This window comes from Planotetraspora thailandica (genome assembly GCF_016863335.1).
Taxonomy (GTDB): Bacteria; Actinomycetota; Actinomycetes; order Streptosporangiales; family Streptosporangiaceae; genus Planotetraspora; species Planotetraspora thailandica.
In genome coordinates this window covers 192,436-207,842 of the sequence record NZ_BOOR01000004.1, presented here as the reverse complement: position 1 = coordinate 207,842, position 15,407 = coordinate 192,436, and the positions used below count along the sequence as shown (strand labels likewise).

At 68.8% G+C, this 15,407-nt stretch carries 13 protein-coding genes and 2 pseudogenes; 1 reads left to right on the top strand and 14 read right to left on the bottom strand.

The window, feature by feature from the left end; all coding sequences use genetic code 11:
- Positions 1–36 precede the first annotated feature (36 nt).
- The 13 genes and pseudogenes from Pth03_RS01915 to Pth03_RS01855 form a co-directional block, all read right to left on the bottom strand.
- Positions 37–1,653: an ethanolamine ammonia-lyase reactivating factor EutA gene (locus Pth03_RS01915; protein WP_203942311.1), complete on the bottom strand. Its 1,617-nt coding sequence runs from the start codon at positions 1,651–1,653 to the stop codon at positions 37–39.
- Positions 1,654–1,699: 46 nt separating this feature from the next.
- Positions 1,700–2,815 carry a cupin domain-containing protein gene (locus Pth03_RS01910; RefSeq protein ID WP_203942310.1) on the bottom strand — a complete coding sequence of 372 codons (1,116 nt, stop codon included), beginning with the start codon at positions 2,813–2,815 and terminating at the stop codon, positions 1,700–1,702.
- A 136-nt stretch (positions 2,816–2,951) separates the two neighbouring features.
- A pseudogene (locus Pth03_RS01905) lies at positions 2,952–3,694 on the bottom strand (phosphoglyceromutase).
- Positions 3,695–3,725: 31 nt separating this feature from the next.
- Complete coding sequence (locus Pth03_RS01900) at positions 3,726–4,718, bottom strand: substrate-binding domain-containing protein (RefSeq protein WP_203942308.1); 993 nt, start codon at positions 4,716–4,718, stop codon at positions 3,726–3,728.
- Between the two features lie 3 nt (positions 4,719–4,721).
- On the bottom strand, positions 4,722–5,744 hold the full coding sequence (locus tag Pth03_RS01895) for an amidohydrolase family protein (protein ID WP_203942307.1): 1,023 nt from the start codon (positions 5,742–5,744) through the stop codon (positions 4,722–4,724).
- A 37-nt stretch (positions 5,745–5,781) separates the two neighbouring features.
- Positions 5,782–6,471 (bottom strand): 4-carboxy-4-hydroxy-2-oxoadipate aldolase/oxaloacetate decarboxylase, encoded by a 690-nt coding sequence (locus Pth03_RS01890; RefSeq protein ID WP_239118689.1) that lies wholly within the window; start codon positions 6,469–6,471, stop codon positions 5,782–5,784.
- Positions 6,468–7,586, bottom strand: a complete 1,119-nt coding sequence (locus Pth03_RS01885; protein WP_203942306.1) for a zinc-dependent alcohol dehydrogenase — start codon at positions 7,584–7,586, stop codon at positions 6,468–6,470. The genes Pth03_RS01890 and Pth03_RS01885 overlap by 4 nt, the downstream gene beginning before the upstream one ends.
- 91 nt (positions 7,587–7,677) lie before the next feature.
- Positions 7,678–8,526, bottom strand: coding sequence for an alpha/beta fold hydrolase (locus tag Pth03_RS01880; RefSeq protein ID WP_203942305.1), 849 nt, complete (start codon positions 8,524–8,526; stop codon positions 7,678–7,680).
- Positions 8,527–8,601: 75 nt separating this feature from the next.
- A complete protein-coding gene (locus Pth03_RS01875) occupies positions 8,602–9,435 on the bottom strand; it encodes a 3-methyl-2-oxobutanoate hydroxymethyltransferase (protein WP_203942304.1) in 834 nt (277 codons plus the stop codon).
- A gap of 73 nt (positions 9,436–9,508) precedes the next feature.
- The gene (locus tag Pth03_RS01870) at positions 9,509–9,997 is read right to left on the bottom strand and encodes a hypothetical protein (RefSeq protein ID WP_203942303.1); all 489 of its coding nucleotides are present in this window, start codon (positions 9,995–9,997) and stop codon (positions 9,509–9,511) included.
- A 16-nt stretch (positions 9,998–10,013) separates the two neighbouring features.
- A complete protein-coding gene (locus Pth03_RS01865; protein WP_203942302.1) occupies positions 10,014–11,300 on the bottom strand; it encodes an aromatic ring-hydroxylating dioxygenase subunit alpha in 1,287 nt (428 codons plus the stop codon).
- 102 nt (positions 11,301–11,402) lie between these two features.
- Complete coding sequence (locus Pth03_RS01860; protein ID WP_203942301.1) at positions 11,403–11,735, bottom strand: 2Fe-2S iron-sulfur cluster-binding protein; 333 nt, start codon at positions 11,733–11,735, stop codon at positions 11,403–11,405.
- 112 nt (positions 11,736–11,847) lie between these two features.
- Positions 11,848–13,131 carry an NAD(P)/FAD-dependent oxidoreductase gene (locus tag Pth03_RS01855; RefSeq protein WP_203942300.1) on the bottom strand — a complete coding sequence of 428 codons (1,284 nt, stop codon included), beginning with the start codon at positions 13,129–13,131 and terminating at the stop codon, positions 11,848–11,850.
- A gap of 313 nt (positions 13,132–13,444) precedes the next feature.
- On the opposite strand from Pth03_RS01855, the pseudogene Pth03_RS01850 reads away from it, so the two are divergent.
- Positions 13,445–14,073, top strand: a pseudogene (locus Pth03_RS01850) (VOC family protein).
- Between the two features lie 321 nt (positions 14,074–14,394).
- On the opposite strand, the gene Pth03_RS01845 reads toward Pth03_RS01850, so the two are convergent.
- On the bottom strand, positions 14,395–15,393 hold the full coding sequence (locus Pth03_RS01845) for a cupin domain-containing protein (RefSeq protein WP_203942299.1): 999 nt from the start codon (positions 15,391–15,393) through the stop codon (positions 14,395–14,397).
- Between the last annotated feature and the right edge of the window lie 14 nt (positions 15,394–15,407).

The following is a 15,407-nucleotide window of genomic DNA, read 5'->3' as shown; positions in this document are numbered from 1 at the left end:
GCGAACGGTCGGCGAGGTGTTCGGAACCGGCCGCCGTCACGGCTGGTCGTGCCGGGGATCCTGGTGGAAGAGGAGCGACTTGATCGTGACCGGCACGGTGTTCGACGGGAACCGTATCCGGCCGATGTCGATGTAGTCGAAATCGCGCAGGTTGAGACCGTCGATGACCAGGAGCTCGCCGGTTACGCCCAGCTCTTCCCGCAGCAGTCTGCCGAGCGTCATGGCCACGTCGCCGTCGAGCATGACGTACACCGGCCGGCCCTGCGCGATCCGTTCGGCGAGACCGTCGCGTAGACCGCGCGCAAAGGACACGAGCCGGTCGTAGCTCGGCAGGCCGTTCCAGGACATGGCAAGGGCGACGTCGGCGCCGGTCTGCCCGACGTCGAGGGCGACGAGGTGGCGCCGGATGGCCGCCGCGATCCCCGCCGTCTCGACCGTCTCCCCGAGCTCGTAGTGCGGCCGTATCACCTGCAGGTTGCGGCGGGGGAGCAGCGCGTCGGGGTCGGTGATGTAGCCGGTGTTCCCGCTGAGCTGCACGCTGTACTCGGATGCGCCCAGGGCGGTCGCGCGAATGCATTCGCCCGGTGGCAGGAGCGGGAACGGCAGCGCCCCGGAGTCGACCCGGCGGCGCAACGCCCGGCCGAGCGGCCGGCCGAGGTCTCCGAAGGTGCCGCTCTCCCGGTCGTAGACGTACTCCGCGACCCCGCCCGAGAACATCACCCCGTCGATCCGCCCGGCCCCTGCCGGCCGCTCGGTGAGGTACAGCTCCGCGACGTCCCCGGGGAGCGGATCGGCGATGAGGGCCGCGACGATCGCATCCGCCATCGTCTCCGCCACCTGCTGCAGCTCCTCCGGCCGGGCCACGTCGCCGAGCTCCCAGGCGTAGCCGGCGCGGGCGGCGTGACGACGCCCAGCCGGATCGAGGCGGACGATGCGGTCCTGATCGTCGACGACCAGGAGCCGGCCACCGATGTGGACCGCCGCCGTCGTCACGACCCGGCCGCCGTCCAGCACCGCGAGCTTCGTCGTCCCGCCCCCGATGTCGATGTTCAGGATGCGCAGCCCGGTGTCGTGCGACGCCTTCGCCGCGCCCGAGCCGTACGCGGCGAGCATCGCCTCCATGTTGTGGCCCGCGGTCGCGTTGACCAGCTCGCCCCCGCGCTCGGCCAGGACACGCGCGATGGCCTCGGCGTTGCGGCGGCGCAGCGCCTCACCGGTCAGTATCACGACGCCGGTGTCGACGCCCTCCGGGCGGACGTGCGCCGCGTCGTAGGCCCGGTCGATGATCGACCCCAGAGCCTCCGCGTCGATGTGCTCGGCACCGGCGTACGGCGTGAGCGAGACCGGGGAACGGTACAGCGTCTGCCGGCGGACCACGATGTAGCGGGTCGTCAGCTCCTCGCCGATTCGCCGTAGGTGCAGGCGGGAGAACAGGACCTGGGTGCCGGACGATCCGATGTCGATGCCCACGCTGTGCAGCATGACGTTGTCCTGCTGCCAGATGGGGTTGTCCTCGATCGGGCTCAGCGCCTCGTCGTCGTGCGCGTGGTCGTGGTCCGGGACGTACGCGGAGTAGACCGTGGGCACGTCGCCGTGGTGGTGGCCGCGACGGCCGTCACCATGGACGTGGTCGTGCGTACCGGTGCGCCTCACGGTCGTACTCCTCATGTGCGTCGGAACCAGGCCATGCCGACCGGGGCTACGGCTTCGGCGGCAGCGTCTCGAGCTCGGCCGCGTACACCTTGTCCATTTGCGGCTCGATGCCGTACTCGGCCAGGGCCTCACGGAAGGTCTCGCGGACGTACGGCGACTCGTCGGCATAGTCGATCTGGTCGCCGCCGATGCGCTGGCTGATCCACGCCTTCGGCACGCCCTGCGCGTTGCGCACCGACACCACCTCGTGCTTGAAGGCGAGGTAGCGGGCGGGCTCCAGGCCGACGTTGAAGTGCTGGTGGAACCACATGTTCGGCGGGACGATCAGCGAGCCGGGCCCCCACTCGTAGCGCCGCGGCTCCTCTCCTTCCGGCCACATCAGGCTGTATCCCGTGCCCGACAGGATGATGACGTGAGCGCCCGGGCCGTGGCGGTGCCCCTTCTTGTACGTCCCGACGGGGAACTGCGAGATGTGGCTGTTCATCGAGCCCTTGGCCATCGCGAAGCGGATGTGCCCGCCGCCCGCGCCACGCTCCTTCGCCTCGATCAGCGGCAGGTTGACCGCGTCGGCGACGAAGTTCGTGTCCAGGAGGAGACCCTTCTGCTCACCCTTGGGGGAGAAGTAGTCGGGCTCGCCGTCGAAGCGGTTCGGGAAGTCCCTCGGGGTGTTGAAGACGAAGTCGACGTTGTCGTACAGATTGAGAACCGGAGGCAGGTTGGTCGAGGAGACGAAACGCGCGGCCTTCTGCCCGGACCCGTTGAAGTGCTGGTGATGGGCGTTGAGCGGGATGGCGAACAGCGAGCCGGCCTGCCACTCGAACGTGACCTCGGCGCCGGCGTCGTTCCAGACCTTCGTGGACCCCTGCCCCTCGAGGACGAGGATCATCTCCTCGAACAGCTGCCGCTGCGGCGCCAGCGTGCCGCCCGCCGGGATCTCGCAGACATAGCAGTCGTTCGACGTGCGGGTGGCCTCGTGGTTGATGAACACACCGCGCCCGCCCCGCCGTGCCCAGGGCTTGAGCTCCACCGTGCGCAGATCCGGGACATAGTGGGCGGCGATGATGTCCAGCCCCTCCGCGGCGACCCAACGGGTGTAGGGGGAGTCCTTCTCGGTAGCGAACTTCGCCGCCAATTCGTCCTTGACGAGCGCGTCCCTGGCCATTCAGCAGCCCTTCCTCGGGGGCCGGACGTGGGTTCGCCGAGTCTCGGCGGAGTCACAGTCCGGTTTGGTTATTTGGTATGACCATAATTCCAAAAGGTGGCGGGTGTCAACGAGGGTCGTGGGACTCCGTCGATCCCTAACGCCCCTGGTCCGCCACCGCCTGGGCGCCCACGGCGAAGCCGCTTCAGGATCGAGGTAGTGGCCACCGCGTTGAACCGGCTTCAGATCCTCGTCGAGGTCATAGCGCAGGGGAATGCCGGTCGGGATGTTCAGCGCCATGACCTCCTCACGGTCCAGGCGGTCGAGGTGCGCGACGAGTGCCCGCAGCGAGTTGCTGTGCGCCACGACCAGCACCGTATGCCCGGCACGCAGGTCGGGTGCGATGGCGTCGTGCCAGTAGGGCAGCAGGCGGGCGATGACGTCGGCGAGCGACTCGGCCCGCGGCATGAGGTCGCGGGGCAGCGCGGCGTAGCGCGGGTCGCTCACCACCTGCCATTCGTCGTCGGGGTCGGCCGGTGGCGGTGGCACGTCGTACGACCGGCGCCAGAGCCGGAACCGCTCCTCGCCGTACTTCTGGAGGATCTCCCTTTTCTCCTTGCCCTGCAGCGCGCCGTAGTGCCGCTCGTTGAGCCGCCAGTGCCGGCCGGCCGGGATCCAGACCCGGCCGGCGGCCTCCAGCGCGAGATTCCCGGTGCGCACCGCGCGCGTGAGCAGGGAGGTGTGCACCACGGTCGGCAGCAGCCCGGCCTCGCGCAGCAGGAGACCGCCCTGTCGTGCCTGCTCCTCACCCAACGGCGTCAGGTCGACATCGACCCACCCGGTGAACAGGTTCTTGGAGTTCCACTCGCTCTCGCCGTGGCGAAGCAGGACCAGTCTCATCGTGACTTACGCATCCTGAGCCGGCGCGTCATCAGATGACCGCCGACTCCGTCGACTCGGGAGCGAACAGTTCCTCGGGTGTCCACAGCCGCCTCGACAGCCCCTGCTCGTGGTGGTAACGAAGGAAGGTCGCCAGTGTCTCGTGGTTGCCTTCAAGTCCGTACGACCAGTAGTCCCTGCCGAGGAAGGCTCGTGCCTCCTCCAGTTGCGGGGTCAGCCAGGGAAGCATGAACCGCAGCGCCGAGGTGTCGTAGAGGTTGGCGTACGCCTCCTCCTTGGCCGCCAGCAGGGCCTTGTAGAGCGACTGGGCGACCCAGGGATGGCGGTCGTACACATCGCGCCGGATCACCACCACGTGCATGATCGGGAAGATGCCCGTCGCCGCGTAGTACTCCTTCTCGCTGGCGACGACGTCGGTGAACACCCGCCGCACCCGGGGGTCGCCGGCGACGAACGGGCTCGGCACGCGCGGAGTGCACAGGGCGTCGATCTCGCCCTCGGCCAGCATCGCGGAGAGCGTCTTGTCGCCGGGGATGCGGCTGATCCGCACCGACTCCGGCAGGTCGAGACCCGCCTTCTCGATGCGACCGGCCGTCTCCTGCCCGCCCGTGACGTAGGTGACCGAGTCGAAGGGGACGCCGTGCCGGTCGCCGAGGATGCCGCGCATCCACACGCAGGCGGTGAGCTGGTACTCCGGCGTGCCCACCACCTTGCCCCGCAGATCCTCCGGCGAGGAGATGCCGGCGTCGTCGTGGCAGTACAGCGACCCGTGCCGGAACATCCGGGAGGTGAAGACGGGCAAGGCCACGAACGGCGGGTTCTCGGCACGCAGCGAGACGACGTAGGAGGACAACGACAGCTCCGCGACCTCGAACTCCTGGTGCCGCATCATGCGGAAGAACGTCTCCTCGACGGGCAGCCGCAGATAGGTCAGGTCGATCCCGTCGGGGCGGATCGTCTCCTCGGCGAGGGCCCGCGTGCGGTCGTAGTCGCCGCAGGCGAAGGTGAGATGCAGCCGGGACATGGTCTACCTACCCTCCGCGGTCAGTCGCGCGTGCAGACGGGGATAGACGCGCCGGGTGTTCGCCTCGAAGACCTTGTGCCGCTGCTCGTCGCTGAGGTCGGCCTGGTCGACGTAACGCTTGGTGTCGTCCCAGGCGATCCCGGTCTCTGGGTCGACGCCGCGGACGGCGCCCAGCATCTCCGACGCGAACAGGATGTTGTCCGCGGGGACGACCCGGTGCAGCAGGTCGATGCCGGCCTGGTGGTACACGCACGTGTCGAAGAAGACGTTCTTCATGACGTGCTCCGACGGGTCCGGACGATCCATCCGTACGGCCAGGCCCCGGTAGCGGCCCCAGTGGTAGGGCACCGCTCCGCCGCCGTGCGGGATGACGAACCGCAGGGTGGGGAAGCGGTCGAACAGGTCCGCCTGGACGAGTTGCATGAACACCGACGTGTCGGCGTTCAGGTAGTGCGCGCCGAGGGTGTGGAAGCTCGGGTTGCAGGACGTCGAGACGTGGATCATCGCTGGGACGTCCAGCTCCACCATCGCCTCATACAGGGGGAACCAGTACTCGTCGGTCAGCGGCGGCGAGGTCCAGTACCCGCCCGACGGGTCCGGGTTGAGGTTGCACCCGACGAAGCCGAGGTCCTCCACGCACCTGCGGAGTTCGGCCGTCGCGTCGTCGAGCGTGCCGCCGGGCGTCTGAGGCAGCTGGCACACGCCGGCGAAGTATTGCGGGAACAGGCCGACCACCCGGTGGACGAGGTCGTTGCTCACCCGCGCCCATACGCGTGCCGTCTCCGGGTCGGGCACGTGGTGCTCCATCCCCGAGGCCTTCGGCGAGAAGAGCATCAGGTCGGCGCCGCGCTCGCGCAACAGCTTCAGCTGGTTGTTCTCGACGCTCTCGCGGATCTCGTCGTCGCCGATCGCGGCCTGCGCGGGCGCGGGCGACAAGGCGTCGGCGAGCCGGGCGAGCTGCGCGTCGCGGAACGCCTGGTGTTGCCGCGGCGCCGTGGTGTAGTGCCCATGGCAGTCGATGATCATCGGGGCATGTGCTTTCTGTGAGGGCGCGGCGGCGGGTTCACTCGTCCGCCGCCTGGTCGACGTAGGTCAGCCCCTTTTGCGCGAGCCGTTCGCGCATGGAATTGACGTCGAGGCCGAGTTCACCGCCGGCGTAGCGTTCGCGGAGCACCGCCTCGCGTTCTTCCCGCGCCCGTGACGCCTCCAGCACCTGAGCTGCCCGGCGGCGTTGGACGACCACGACTCCGTCGTCGTCCGCGACGACCACGTCTCCCGGCTCGATCCACTGGCCGCCGCAGACCAGGCCGACGTTGACGTCGCCCAGGGTCTCCTTCACCGTGCCGAACGCGCAGATGTGCCGTGCCCACACGGGGAACCCCATCCGCTGGAGTTCGGCGACGTCGCGGCAGCCGGCGTCGATGACCAGCCCCCGTACGCCGCGTGCGGCGAGCGACGTGGCGAGCAGTTCGCCGAAATAGCCGGCCTCCGAGGGAGAGGTGGGCGCGACGACGAGGACGTCACCGTCCTGGCACTGCTCCACCGCCACATGGATCATCCAGTTGTCCGCCGGCGGCACGCTCACCGTGACTGCGGTGCCCGCGACGCGCGCGCCGGAGTAGATGGGGCGCAGGGCGGGCGCGAGCAGTCCGGTGCGTCCCTGCGCCTCGTGGATGGTGGACACGCCGAACGCGCCGAGGGCGTCGACCGTCGACTTGTCCGTACGACGCGGGTTGCGGACGACGATGCTCACGCTTCCCCCACCCAGGGCAGCAGGGAGACATGGACGACGTCCGTGGCGCCTTCTCCGCCGACGGTCCGGATGGCGAGGTCGACGTCCTTCAGGCCGAAGCTGTGGGTGCTGAGCTTTTCCAGCGGGAAGCGCCCGGAGGCGAGCTGTTCGAGGGCGAGCTCGCAGGAGCGGTAACTGTGGCCGCGGGCGCTCTTGATGCTGATGGACTTCTCCGTGACCTTCTTGAGCGGGAAGTCGGGGAAGGCGGCCAGCTCGCCCTGGACCACCATCGTGCCCTCGCGGCGTTTGAGCGCGTCGATGCCGAGCAGGATGGGCGCGGTGCCGGCGCCTGCCGTGCAGTCCAGCACGACGTCGACCCCCCTGCCGCCAGTGATCTCCAGTACGCGCTGGAGGGCGTCCTCCCGCATGACGTCGATGACGTCGTCGGCTCCCAGCTCCTTCGCCAGAGCGAGCCGCGCGGAGTCCCGCGTCGTTCCGGTGACGATGATGCGGGAGGCGCCGGCCTGCTTGCAGGCGACGACCTGGGAGAGCCCCTGCTGCCCGGGGCCCTGGATGAGGACCGTCGAGGCGTAGCCGACGCCTGCGGTGACCAGCGCCCACTCGATGCCGTTGGAAAGCGGCGTCACCAGACCCGCGAGCTCGGCGGAGACACCGTCGGGAACGCGGTGCGTCACCGAGTTCCAGGGCAGGTAGAGGTACTGCGAGAAGCCGCCCCACAGGTGGTAGGGGTTGTTCGCGGAGGTGTAGCCGTAGCGGCGGGCGTCGGGGTTTGTACGCCAGTCGGTCGCCTCGCAGTGCCGGTACTCGCCCTGGTGGCACCACTCGCAGCGGAAGCAGCCGACGTAGTGCTCGACGAAGACGCGGTCGCCTTCCACCAGGCCCTTACGCTCGGAGAACGTGCGTCCCGCCTTCGCGATGACGCCGACGTTCTCGTGGCCCATGATCACCGGATCGGCGAACGGCGGCTTGGCGTACATCTTCACGTCCGTGCCGCAGATTCCGGCGACCTCGACCTTGAGCAGGGCTCCGTCGTCGGGGACGTCCGGCATCGAGAACTCGCGTACTTCGGTTGTGCCGGGCCCGGTCCTGACCGCTGCCAGCACCTGCTCTGCCATGTCGTCTCCTCATCCTCGGGCCCGTCCAACGCTGAACTCGCGGACTGACCTATGACCTTTTTTCTGGCTCCGGAGCCCGCTCGCCGGCGCCCTACGCGCCGTTCAGGAACCGCAGTATCCGGGCGGGAGCCGTATCCTCCGTCTGCTCGGCCACCGGGACGTCCCAGTACTCCGCTCGGGGGAGGCACTCCTGGAGGTAGCGGGCGGCCGACGGCGCGTGCGAGTCGTCCTGCCCGGGGATCACGAGCGCGGGGATGTCGAGCCGCAGAAGGTCCTCCGGTTCCGGCCCGGGAACCGTGTCGCGGTCGAACAACATCCGGGCCATGCCGCTGACCAGCACCTGGTAGCGGTCCGGGTCCGTACGCGCGTACATCTCGGCGAACTCCGGATCGCCGCGGAGCACGCTCGCCCAGGGGCCGAGCCGGGGGTCCGCGGAGAAACCCTTGTCCGAACTCTTCGCGAGCGCCGCCACCTGTTCCAGGCCGTGTGCGCCCGCATAGGCCAGGTGCTGGGCGAACCGGGCGTGCTGCTTCATGCGGTATTTCACCCCGCCCGCCGGCGAGTACAGCACCATGCTCAGGACGCGCTCGCGATGGGCCACTCCGACGGCGGCGACGGTGGAGCAACCGACGCAGCCGCCGATCAGATGCGCCTGTGCGATGCCCAGATGATCGAGCAGTCCCACACCCTGCGCGACGTAGTCGGCCCAGGAGATCCGCTGCAGCCGGCCGCCGGACCGGCCCGACTCCCGCCGGTCGAAGGAGATGCAGGTGTACTTCTCGCTGAGGTGGTCGAGCAGCCGCAGGCGCCGGTAGATCCCCACGGTCCGCCAGCTCTCCAGGCTCGAGTCGAAACCGCCGGGAGAGAACATCAGCAGCGGCGGGCCGGAGCCGGCCACCTCGTAGCGGGTGGAGATCCCGTCGACAACGGCGGTGGGCATGAACGGTGCTCCTCGTGGTCGCCTGCCGGGCGTCTCGGTTCGTGACGCGCGGTGCCGGCGGTGGGATGGGACGGGTCAGCGGGCGGACGGGACGGGGAGGCCGCCGGCGATCTGACGTGCGGCGCGCACGTCCTCGGCATAAGCCGTGATCGCGTCGAGGGTTGTCCGTGCGACGTTCGCGTAGGTGTCGGGAGGGTTGTCGATGGCCGACGCGGCATAGCCGATGGCGGCGTGCGCCATGCGCATCCGTCCGTCGAGCCACGGGCCGCCGCCGAATCCTCCGACGACCGGAATGGAGACGGCCTCGGCGACGGCGGCTCCGACGACCGGCCCGGAGTTGGTGAAGTTGAGCAGTACGGCACCCGCCTCCTCCAGCCGCCTGGCCTCGGCGACCAGAGCGTCCTTCATCGCCACCGGCACCTGGTCGTCGCCGGACGGGATCGCGTTGTACTCGACCCCGTAGCGCAGCGCGGTCTGCGGAGTGATCCCGAACTGTGCGAACACCGGAATGCCCGCACGCGTGATCGCCGTGACCGAGTCGAGGAAGTCGGAGGCGGCGTCCAGTTTGACCATGTCGACGCCGGCCTCCTTGACGAACCGGATGGCCGCCCGGACGGCACTGTCCGTGCCCTCCTGGAGGGGGCCGAACGGGAAGTCGGCGCTGAGGAGGGCTCTGCTCACCCCCCGGCGGACCGCCTGGGTGACCAGGATCATCTGGTCCATGGTGACCTCGAAGGGGTTGGAGTGCCCCCACAGGTTCACGCCGACCGTGTCGCCCACCGAGACGATGTCCACGCCGGCCCGGTCGACGATGCGGGCGATCTGGTAGTCCCAGGCCACGACACCGACGATCTTGCGGCCGTCGTCCTTCATCCGCTGCAGGGTGCGCAGGGTGATCTTCTCCGGCATCTCGCCGTCGCCTTCCTCCGTCGTGATCGCGGGAGTGGATGATGGGGCCTGCCGCTCGGTCCAGGCCGGCTCGCTAGACCCTCAGGGCTCTGAGCAGTTCGAATGCGTCGCTCTCGTCTGCCGACAGCAGCAGCACCCGGGCGTGCGGCCGTAACGCGGCGACGGCGTCGTCGGCCTCGAAGCCGTCGCCGAGCACCACCCCCGCCGTGGTGATGGCGCGCGCGCTGCAGGCGCTGCCGATGGCGGCCGCCAGAGCCCCTCCCGAGTCATCGGTCGCGATGACGACCACCACGTCGGTGCCCCTCAGCATGTCGTCCAGCGCGGCCGGCACACCGTCGATCCCGTGCAGCAGGACCTCGTCCGCCCGCCTGCGGCCGCGTGTGGCCTCGCATGTGTAGAACCTGGCGTTGGCCCAGGGGCCGTCGGAGATGCGCCGGGCGACCGCCGCGGATCTTGCGTCCAGCGCGATGACGCGTGCGTTCCTCGCGGGTGCGATCGGCACGGTGATCCGGTAGCGCGACTCGCTCGCCGAGGCCGCCCTGGCGCTTTCGCTCGCATACATCGGCAGCGTCGCCATCTCAGACCGACGAGTGCGGCACGCCGGGAGTGGCCTTGACCGCGTCGCGGCAGGAGTCCAGGAACGACTCGGCCTGCGGCAGCACGACCGCCGCCGAGCGCACCCGGTGGTGCGCCGTGTCCACCCCGGGAGGCGTCACTCCTTCGTCCCGCAGCGCGATCGCGGCCTTGCGCAGCTTCTGACGGGCCTTGATGATCCCGCTGTCGGCCGGGACCAGTCGCTCCTTCGTACGGTCCACGATCGGCCCCATGCTCTCCTGCAGGGAGGCGTCCTGCATGGCGATGCCCGCCACGCCGGAGTAGGTCTCCCCACGCTTCTGCGCCTCGCGGTCGATCAGGTAGTCGTTGTCCATGTTGGCCACGGGCCGGTAGGTCCCCGGGATGTTCTTGCTGTGCACTCCGTGGCCGTCGATCATCGCCTGGCGTTCCGCGGCCGTCAGCGGACGGGCCGGGTGGTAGTCGAAGGAGTACGTCCAGCAGTTCTCGTCGTCGATCGGCACCCAGAAATGGCCGTGCACCGGGTGGTCACCGCGTGGCGGCACCATCGTGAACGCCGGCATCACCCACGGAGTGATCCGCCAGTAGTAGGTGCCCTCCTCGGCGTTGCGGCGGGCGCCGACGAAGAGCCCGCCCTCGCTGTCGGCGACCTCGAAGAACGGCTTGGTGTCCTTCATGTTGTACTCGTTGCCCTTGGCGCCCTTGAACAACGGATCGGACTTCAAGCCGCCGGAGTGCAGGAAGGTCACGTGGCTGGAGTCGATGCCGCCCTCGAACGCCTGCAGCCAGTTGCACTGCTGCCACCGCTTGGAGGTGTAGGTCTGCTCCTGCGGGACGTGCGCGAACTCGTATTCCGGCAGGTCCGGCCGCTTGGCCGGGTCGCCCATGTAGGTCCAGAGGATGTCGCCGACCTTGACCAGCGGGTACGCGCGCAGCTTCACGTTCTCACAGAAGCTGCTGTTGTCCGCTTCCGACGGCACCTCCACACACTGGCCGGTGACGTCGTATTTCCAGCCGTGGTAGGGGCAGCGCAGGCCGGACCCCTCATTGCGACCGAACCACAGCGAGGCGCCGCGGTGCGCGCAGAATTCGTCGATAAGGCCATATCGCCCGTCGCTGTCGCGGAAGGCGATCAAGCGCTCGGACAGGAGCTTCACGCGCACCGGCGGTGAGTCGTTCTCCGGGAGTTCCTCGGCGAGCAGCGCGGGAATCCAGTACTGCCGGAACAAGTCGCCCATCGGCGTCCCGGGACCGGTCTGCGTCAAAAGCTCGTTGATGTCCTGCCTTAGCACGGCCGTTTCCCTTTCATGTGATGAACCGGCGCCGGACTGGCGGTACCGGATCCGCGATGCTGGTCCGCGGTCCGACCGGCATGGTGCGTCCGGGTCCGGGTGTCATGGCTGTTCCGGAGGGATCTCCACCGTCAGACCGTCGAGGGCCTCCGTGATGCGGATCTGGCATGAGAGGCGACTGGTGCTGCGCCGATCCGAGACGCCCATGTCGAGCAGGTCCTCTTCCATGTCATTGGGAGGCCCCACAACCGGTGCGAACTCCTCGCTCACCCACACGTGGCAGGTGGCGCACGAACAGTTCCCGCCGCACTCCGCGACGATCCCGGGGACGCCGTTCCTGACCGCGGTCGCCATGACCGTGTCACCGACCGTCGCGTCCACGGCGTATTCGCGACCGGCACTGTCGATGTAGATCACTTTGGACAAGGTGCCCATGTCCTCTCACGGTCGTTCGACTTCCATGTGCCGGACGCGCGCCGATAAGTTTCTATGGTATGTCCATTAGACCAGAAGCCATCATCGGGCACAAGCGGCTTGCTCTGCACGCTCACGCTTTCGCTCGCTGAACAGCCGGCACTGCCGGGGACGGACCGCCGACGAGGGACCTCAGGGGGAGGGTGGGATCGGCGGCGCGGTCCGGGGCGATGTTCGCTCCCTGGCCGAGGGCCTTGCGTACGGCCATGTAGTCGGCGGGGCGGTTGACGGCATCGATGGCCAGCAGCCGGTCATGCCGGTAGTACAGGACCGAGAACTGCTCGTCATCCGGGTCACCGCGCACGACCTGGGTGTCGTAGCCGGAGGCGAGGCCGGCGATCTGCAACCTGAGGTCACCCTGGTAGGACCAGAACCACGGTACGGATGTCACGTTGTCAAGCCGGCCGAGCAGCGTCGCGGCGGCCACCTGGGCCTGGGCCACGGCGTTCTGAACCGACTCGATCCGTACCCGCCCCTGCCCGGTGATCGGGTGCGGCTGCACGGTGCAGTCGCCGGCGGCGACGACCCAGGGGTCGCTGGTGCGCGCGTGGGCATCGACGACGATGCCCTGGTCGCACACGAGTCCCAGTTGTTCGGCGAGCTCGGTGCGGGGGAGAACGCCGACCCCGACCAGGACCAGATCGGCCGGCAGCTGCGTGCCGTCGGACAGCTCGACGCCGGTGACCCTGCCGCGTTCACCCTGGAAGCCGGACACCGCGGACGAGAGCCGTACGCCGATGCCGCGGCGCAGGTGCGCCTGACGGTAGAACTCAGAGACCACGGACCCCACCGACCGCGCCATCAGCCGTTCCGCGGCCTCGACCACCGTGACGGATCGGCCGAGGGCGCGGGCCGCCGAAGCCACCTCCAGTCCGATGAATCCACCGCCGACGACGACCACGTTCGTGGCGGTAGCGAGCTGCGTCCGCAGGTCGGCGGCGTCGTTGTATTCGCGCAGGTAGCAGATCCCGCCGAGGTCGGCGCCGGGCACGGGGAGCCGCCGGGCGCCCGCTCCCACGGTCAACGCCAGCCGGTCGAAGGGCAGTTCACGCCCGCCGGCGGTCCGCGCGACTCCTGAACCCGGCGGGCCCGACGAGGACAGGCTCACCTCGGTCACCCGCTCACCGCGTACCAGGTCGATTTCGGAGTCGGCGTAGAAGTCGGGAGTGCGGAAGGCCAGCGAGTCGAGCTCCGCCTCGCCGGCGAGGAACTCCTTGGAAAGGGGCGGCCGCTGGTATGGCGGATGATGCTCCTCGCCGACCAGGGCGATCGGTGAGGTGTCGCCGAGCTGCCGCAGGGACACGGCCACTTGCAGGCCGGCCTGGCTGCCGCCGACGATCAGTGTCCCGTTGCTCATCGGGACCCCCGTAAGCCGGGTCGGAGCGGCCGCCTCTGCGGAGGCGACCCGGGATCCTGGGCCCGCCAAGGGCGACACCGCTGGTCCATACGTGACATGGAATCTCTCCCGCGTTTAGGTAATACCATTAAACCACCAAAGGTCACGGGCGTCCCCGTCGACTTTGTTATGGGCGCGGGTCACCGGATCGCCGGAGCTCGACCACCTATGCGGTCGGCTCGCCACGGATCCGAGCGGGCCGGGGGTTGTCGGCAGCACGCAAGGTGAGGTACGTGAGCGGCACAGGGCCGCAGGTCAACGTGGAACGCCCGGTGTGACCAACGTCGAACCCGTGGGCTTCGCCTGGCCGGATCCCGTCGCCTCTGCGTCGATGTCGTCACCGTCCCGGACCCCGAAACGGTGAGGTACCGCGTGCACCTCGATCTCGCCACCACTTCTGCGGCCCATCAGGCGGAGTCGGTCGCGCGCTTGAAGGATCTCGGTGCGACGCCCGCCGATGTGGGCCAGGGCGACGTCCCGTGGACGGTTCTGGCCGATCCGGAGGGCAACGTGTTCTGCGTGTTGGAGCCTCGGGAGATCTACCGGGATACCGGGCCGATCGCCGCGGTGGTGGTCGACTGCGCGGATCCGCGGGCCATGGCCCGGTTCTGGGGCGAGGCGATGGACTGGACCCTGCACGAGGTGGGCGACGATCATGCGGTGCTGCGTTCGGCCAAAGGCGTCGGGCCGTACCTGGAGTTCCTTCGCATGACCGACGTGAAGACCGTGTGGAACCGCGTCCATCTCGACCTGATGCCGTATCCCGGTGATGATCAAGAGGCGGAGGTGGCCCGGCTAGGGGCTCTCGGTGCCACCGGCGCCGACGTCGGCCAGGGCGATGTTCCGTGGAAGGTCCTCGCCGACCCGGAGGGCAATGAGTTCTGCGTCCTCACCCCGGGCTGACGCAGAGCCTCTTCGCTTGCGGCTCGTACAACGGCTCCTCGGCGACACCATCGCCTTCGAACACTGTCGACGGCGGCCTGTGTGCTCATCGCGAGCGCTGCATGCGCTCGGTCTGGGCCTGCGGGTGGTCTCGCGGCGGAACGTGGGGGAGTAGGGGGGAGTATTCCGACGGCGCTGACGCGAACGCCTCGCTCCGAGTGCTGGAGCGAGGCGCTCTTCATATGGACGACGTCACGGTGGTTCTGCCGCCAGTCCTCGATGAACTTGGCGTGCCGGTTCTTCCGGCGCCGCAGCGGGTGACTCCGGTCGTCGCCCGCGTGGTCAGGACGTCGCGTTCGAGGCCGGCTCGAAGTAGTGAACGGTGTCGTAGCCGAGGTGCTTGAAGACACGGTTCTGCGCGTTGAACAGACGCAATGGGGTCCCGTCCGCCGCGAAGATCTGACAGACGTGGTTCTGCGGGACGTAGAGGGTGTCGCCCCGCCTGATGTCGTAGCGCTTCGGCTCCCGGGCGATCCTCGCGTAGTACTTCTCCGCGATCTCCGCCTCGACCTCCCACTGGAGCGCGTACCCGCCGCCGTCGAGGACGTAGTAGACCTCGTCGGCCATCTTCCAGTACTTGCCGCTGTGACCACCCGCGGGGATGTCGAGTTCGAAGGCGTCCACGCTGAAGATGCGGGCGTCCGTGCGCTCCGGGGAGGACATGACGCGGACCCGTCCCAGCGGGGTGTCCTGCCACGTCGTGTCCGCGGGCGAGATCACCTTCTTGCGGTCGAGAACTCCCGGGGTCCAGATCCGCGACCAGTCCTCACGCGGCCCGAATCGCTCCTCTTCCTCGACCGGCCCGGACCGTCCCTGCTGGATGAGCCCCATGAACATCCACGTGCACTTCGCCTTCACCACCAGGGCGACGGCCCGCTCCTGGTAGGGGTTGAAGTGCCGGTGCACCGAGTCGGTGTGCACGAAGACCAGGTCGTCCTTGTTCCAGTCGTAGCGCTGGTCGTCGTGGATCTCGTAGCCCTTGCCCTCCAGGATGTAGAAGGCGGCCTCGTTCTGGTGGCCGTGGCCGTGATTCGACGACTCGGGGGGCAACTCCACGAAGTGGACCTGGATGGTCTGCGTGAGGAAGTCCTCGTCGCCGGGACCGATCCGCCACCAGGTCCGGCTCTTCGCACTGTCGCCCGAGTGCGCGACCTTCGCGTCGTCGACGACGACGCTGTCGTCACGTACCCGGTCGACCGCCAGTTGGCGTTGCCGGAACTCTCCGAGGCCGTATGTCTGCGAGGTCAGTCCACGCACGAACACGCGTCCGCTTTTGCCCATGGGTCCTCCGATTC

Coding starts and splice junctions, on each gene's coding strand:
- Pth03_RS01910 (WP_203942310.1), bottom strand. CDS start 2,815: ATGGCCAGGGACGCGCTCGTCAAGGACGAATTGGCGGCGAAGTTCGCT.
- Pth03_RS01900 (WP_203942308.1), bottom strand. CDS start 4,718: ATGTCCCGGCTGCATCTCACCTTCGCCTGCGGCGACTACGACCGCACG.
- Pth03_RS01895 (WP_203942307.1), bottom strand. CDS start 5,744: ATGATCATCGACTGCCATGGGCACTACACCACGGCGCCGCGGCAACAC.
- Pth03_RS01885 (WP_203942306.1), bottom strand. CDS start 7,586: ATGGCAGAGCAGGTGCTGGCAGCGGTCAGGACCGGGCCCGGCACAACC.
- Pth03_RS01880 (WP_203942305.1), bottom strand. CDS start 8,526: ATGCCCACCGCCGTTGTCGACGGGATCTCCACCCGCTACGAGGTGGCC.
- Pth03_RS01875 (WP_203942304.1), bottom strand. CDS start 9,435: ATGCCGGAGAAGATCACCCTGCGCACCCTGCAGCGGATGAAGGACGAC.
- Pth03_RS01870 (WP_203942303.1), bottom strand. CDS start 9,997: ATGTATGCGAGCGAAAGCGCCAGGGCGGCCTCGGCGAGCGAGTCGCGC.
- Pth03_RS01860 (WP_203942301.1), bottom strand. CDS start 11,735: ATGGGCACCTTGTCCAAAGTGATCTACATCGACAGTGCCGGTCGCGAA.
- Pth03_RS01855 (WP_203942300.1), bottom strand. CDS start 13,131: ATGAGCAACGGGACACTGATCGTCGGCGGCAGCCAGGCCGGCCTGCAA.
- Pth03_RS01845 (WP_203942299.1), bottom strand. CDS start 15,393: ATGGGCAAAAGCGGACGCGTGTTCGTGCGTGGACTGACCTCGCAGACA.